A 3,957-nucleotide genomic window follows, 5' to 3' on the forward strand; every position below is an offset into this window, starting at 1 on the left:
ACGATGACCGAGGCGTTGATGACCTCATGGAAGAGATCGATCATCTCTTTGTTCACTCAACTGCTGAAGCTAACGTGCAAAGCTGAGTAAACCTATTTATTCAGATGACTAACGAGATCCTACCCACTACACATGACTGGTATTGATAAAAAAGAAGGCGATGGTGACAATACAAATACGGACTTGTCTTCAGCTTACGGAGAGTATCGCCGAGCAGCACGTCGAGCCCGAGAAGTAGATTACCTTGAAACAGCAGGCTCCTTTTATGTAGCAGCATCTCGGATTGGAATGGCAGAGTCGTTTCCGTTACCCGATGATAATCGTCCACCAGATGCGTCAACCGCAAATAAATTATTTTTTACACAGGCATTGAGAGAGTTCCTTCTTGGCAGTCTCTGTTTCCGGTTAGCTGACTGTGGCGACCGATGCCAGCGTCACTGTGAACAAGGAGTTGCTATCATGACCGATGTCAGAGATACTCTTTTTCGCGATCCCGCTGAGATTGGATTGGGCCACGAGATTATTGGTGACTTCCAGCTCGTGGCTGGTTTTAATAACTATAATGAATCCTATTCCCTTGCCGCCGAACAATATGCGACCATCGACAACGATCTTGGATGGCAGATGGAGGACGGGTTCGATGACTTTTCTCTCATCGCCGTCGAACTGGCTGACTCCGCCGGATTAGGTCCCGAAAACGGTGACCGGGAACGTATCAGGCGGACATCTCTTGATGCACGAGCCAAATTCAAACAAGAGCAATTTCCCGAGGTGATTGAAGCAATAATTACCAAGGATAATTGGAAATCAGATACAATTTAGCGAAATCTGAATAGTGCTTTCGAAAAGACCCGACAAACGGTTCGGCCAAAGGGAGAGTCTCAGTACCTCACAAAGCATCGCCAGTTAACCTGATCTGAGTCACCTGTTCTGTCGAGATGAGTCGTCGATAGTGGTCGAGGGACGCTAATAGAAGGGGAGGTGCCGCTGTCGGCGGCGATCAGCCACCGACGCGGCAGCGTTGCCACTCACAAGACGGCGTCCCGCCTGGTGATTATCGGTGGAACCGGTCATCCGGTGGCCGGTTCGCGGGGACGGCCCGACGCACTGCGAGGGCCGTCCACGCTGCCCGACACAGCATATTGATGAACTCCTCGAACGACCAGGACCAGAGGCGACGCCCGCCACGGCGGGGCGTCGCCATTGGTGTTTGGTCACACTTCATCAAGTAGACTTCTCAACTAACGGGCTTTGTGAGGTACTGAACCTACAACTGCTAACCGAAGTTTTCATCCGTTTTAAATTTCTGTTAATTAAGCAGAGTTGCACGCGAGATTGATAAAATCGAAAACACTCGCTACTTAGGGAAGTCGGTCACCGCAGCCAGACAAGTGAAATATGCGAGCGAACTCCCGGCACGGGGTGTCGGGCGTGTGGCATCATTTGGCGTTGATCAAGCAAAGCACCCGTTCGCGCGATACTCACTACGTAACTCACGGACGGTCGGAAAAGTAGTCCGGACACGTCGCTACGTGGCCGATAAGACACCTCAGAAGGTATACGATCTGAATACCAAACAACGGAAGCTCTCAGCCCGATACTTCCGAGATGCCGACCTTGGCGGTCGCTCCCCGTCGGAACTGGAGGCCGCCGGGAAGCTGATGGCCGAGAACAATCCCAAGCAGGTCTCACGGATGCTACGTCGGATGGACGATTCGGGGCAGCAGGCGTTCCTCGGCCCTGACATGGACCCGGCGGTGCGGCGGAATTTGTACGACGGGTGGAAGGCAGACCGCCTGGTGTCGGCGGAGGATGCGGCGGCGTCGGCGCGGAAATACAAAGACGTGGACGCGAATGGTCGGCGTGTTCTGGATGACGTACTTACTGACCCGGACGCGCGTAGTGCCTGGATCCGCACACTCGGTGACGACGCCGTCCAAGCTGACGATGCTGTCGCAAGTGCACGGAAGTACGGCGATCTGGACTCGACAAAGCGGTCGCAGTTCCGAGAGTTGCTGGCAGACGATGACTTGCGTGATTCGTGGGTCAGTGTCACAGCGGACCGCGAGATTACCACCGCCGATATCGAAATCACAATCGGTCGGGTCGAGACCAACAGTCAGCATTCAGTCTCCAACTTCAAGATTGGTCGGAACGCGAACCCGGAGGATGCCGCACATCCACCGCATGACCCTGATTCAATCGTCGTTGAGATGAAACTCGAAGAAGGCGATGAGTTCTGGCGCGTGTATGAACGTAAGTCACAGACTTCGAACCCTGACGAGAACCTTGCCGGTGGGTTTGTGGCGCGGAGATCTACGCTTCAGTCGGCAGAAACGCCAGAGCAGGTTCTCGATCGGTTAGCATTACTTCGGTCTGAATGGCAGGAGTACAATTACGTGGGAAAAGTAGAGCTAACCGACGAGTTTGTCGAAAACAATCAGATCCGGGTCCAAGTGAGCACAACCCGCCGCCAGGCGAGTGATGTCAGTGACGAAGTCCGGCCGGGCGGGGGTACTCAGTACCTCTTGCAAGACGATCTGCAGCCTACTGATCAAGGTGTGAATTGGGAACCAGTTGACGACCTTGGTGACTTCGTCGACTGAGAAGTCTGGTTGCCGTAGCAGACTCCTATGCGGACACTCCTTTTTATTGTATACCCATTTATAATTTAGAGGTTGCTAATCATCTGTAGCAAGAATTTTGTCCACAAGATCGTAACGAAACAATATGGCTCAATATGATGATGGTACTGTCGTTTTTGAAGGGAAGGAAATCGAGGTCGGGAGAGAGATCGTCGATGTTCTTGGGTACGGAGAAATAGTCGTCGTTCTACTGTATGTCTCACCAAATGAACAGCACCCAACGAACGTGCTTGCATTCGACAAGGACGGGAACAAGGTCTGGGAGATTGAATCACCTCCTGAGGAGCGGGAACAGCGATCTTACAAAAGTTTGAACGTCGTGGACGGAAACTTGCGAGTGACCAACTGGAACGGATACGGATACCGGGTCGATGTGGATACTGGGGAAGTTACCGAAACTGGCTATACACGATAATTCAGACGTGCGTGTTCACCCCCACAAAGAGCGGTTTCAGGTGTCTGAGACGGTTGAAATCAGGGGGAAAATGGTATTTATAAGTGAAGCTCTTCCGCGGTGATCTCAAGAATCGACAGACGGCGTTGGTATCACCGAGATTACACCGCTGAACCACCGAATCTGGCCGTGATCGAAATCCCGTGCTGTCTTGTGATTTGCTGAGGGTAAACACATACATTCAGACGGCTCGTATATGGCTCCCTCTTTTCGTTCGTCAAGCCATTGCCCTGAACCGAACAACCTCGGCGGGAAGGTGTAAGACCACTTATCAGACATCGTGAGTTCCGACCCATCGATCACGCTCACAACGCGCGGATCAATGGGCCTCGATACCCCAACGAGCGATGTGTGAAACCGTCTTTTCAACTATCAGGCGCACGCTCGGACACCTCAGAAGGTATACGATCTGAATACCAAGCAACGGAAGCTCTCAGCCCGATACTTCCGAGATGCCGACCTTGGCGGTCGCTCACCGTCGGAACTGGAGACCGCCGGGAAGCTGATGGCCGAGAACAATCCCAAGCAGGTCTCACGGATGCTGCGTCGGATGGACGACGGCCAACAGGCGGCGTTCTTGAGCGATGATATCGACGAAGCGGCGCGGGCGGACTTATATAAGGCTTGGAAAAACGGCGACAATGTACGTGCCAGCGATGTTGCAGAAGCTTCCAGCGCTGACCCGCAGACAGTGCGGCTCATCGCGGATGGTTCCGGAGACGTAGACGACGCATATGATCGGGCAGTCATTCGGGCAGCCAACAGCGATAGTATCAGTACCTCACAAAGCGTCACCCACTAATCCGATCTGAGTCACTTCTTCTGTCTCGATGAGCCGTCTGTAGCGGTCGATCTTCG

General features: G+C 53.1%; 4 protein-coding genes and 2 pseudogenes. 5 read left to right on the top strand and 1 reads right to left on the bottom strand.

Annotated features, from left to right (window positions below):
- Positions 1-132 precede the first annotated feature (132 nt).
- The gene (locus C442_RS21660; protein WP_152418497.1) at positions 133-822 is read left to right on the top strand and encodes a hypothetical protein; all 690 of its coding nucleotides are present in this window, start codon (positions 133-135) and stop codon (positions 820-822) included.
- 232 nt (positions 823-1,054) lie between these two features.
- On the opposite strand, the pseudogene C442_RS21665 reads toward C442_RS21660, so the two are convergent.
- Positions 1,055-1,204: pseudogene (locus C442_RS21665) on the bottom strand (ISH3 family transposase); the annotation flags it as partial.
- A 457-nt stretch (positions 1,205-1,661) separates the two neighbouring features.
- On the opposite strand from C442_RS21665, the gene C442_RS19515 reads away from it, so the two are divergent.
- The 4 genes and pseudogenes from C442_RS19515 (at position 1,662) to C442_RS19525 (ending at position 3,901) form a co-directional block, all read left to right on the top strand.
- Positions 1,662-2,606 carry a hypothetical protein gene (locus C442_RS19515; RefSeq protein WP_152418498.1) on the top strand — a complete coding sequence of 315 codons (945 nt, stop codon included), beginning with the start codon at positions 1,662-1,664 and terminating at the stop codon, positions 2,604-2,606.
- Between the two features lie 124 nt (positions 2,607-2,730).
- On the top strand, positions 2,731-3,060 hold the full coding sequence (locus C442_RS19520) for a hypothetical protein (RefSeq protein ID WP_008313521.1): 330 nt from the start codon (positions 2,731-2,733) through the stop codon (positions 3,058-3,060).
- Positions 3,061-3,336: 276 nt separating this feature from the next.
- Positions 3,337-3,488, top strand: a pseudogene (locus tag C442_RS21185) (IS5/IS1182 family transposase); the annotation flags it as partial.
- Positions 3,489-3,604: 116 nt separating this feature from the next.
- On the top strand, positions 3,605-3,901 hold the full coding sequence (locus C442_RS19525; RefSeq protein WP_008313522.1) for a hypothetical protein: 297 nt from the start codon (positions 3,605-3,607) through the stop codon (positions 3,899-3,901).
- Positions 3,902-3,957 lie beyond the last annotated feature (56 nt).

The organism is Haloarcula amylolytica JCM 13557 (assembly GCF_000336615.1).
Taxonomy (GTDB): Archaea; Halobacteriota; Halobacteria; order Halobacteriales; family Haloarculaceae; genus Haloarcula; species Haloarcula amylolytica.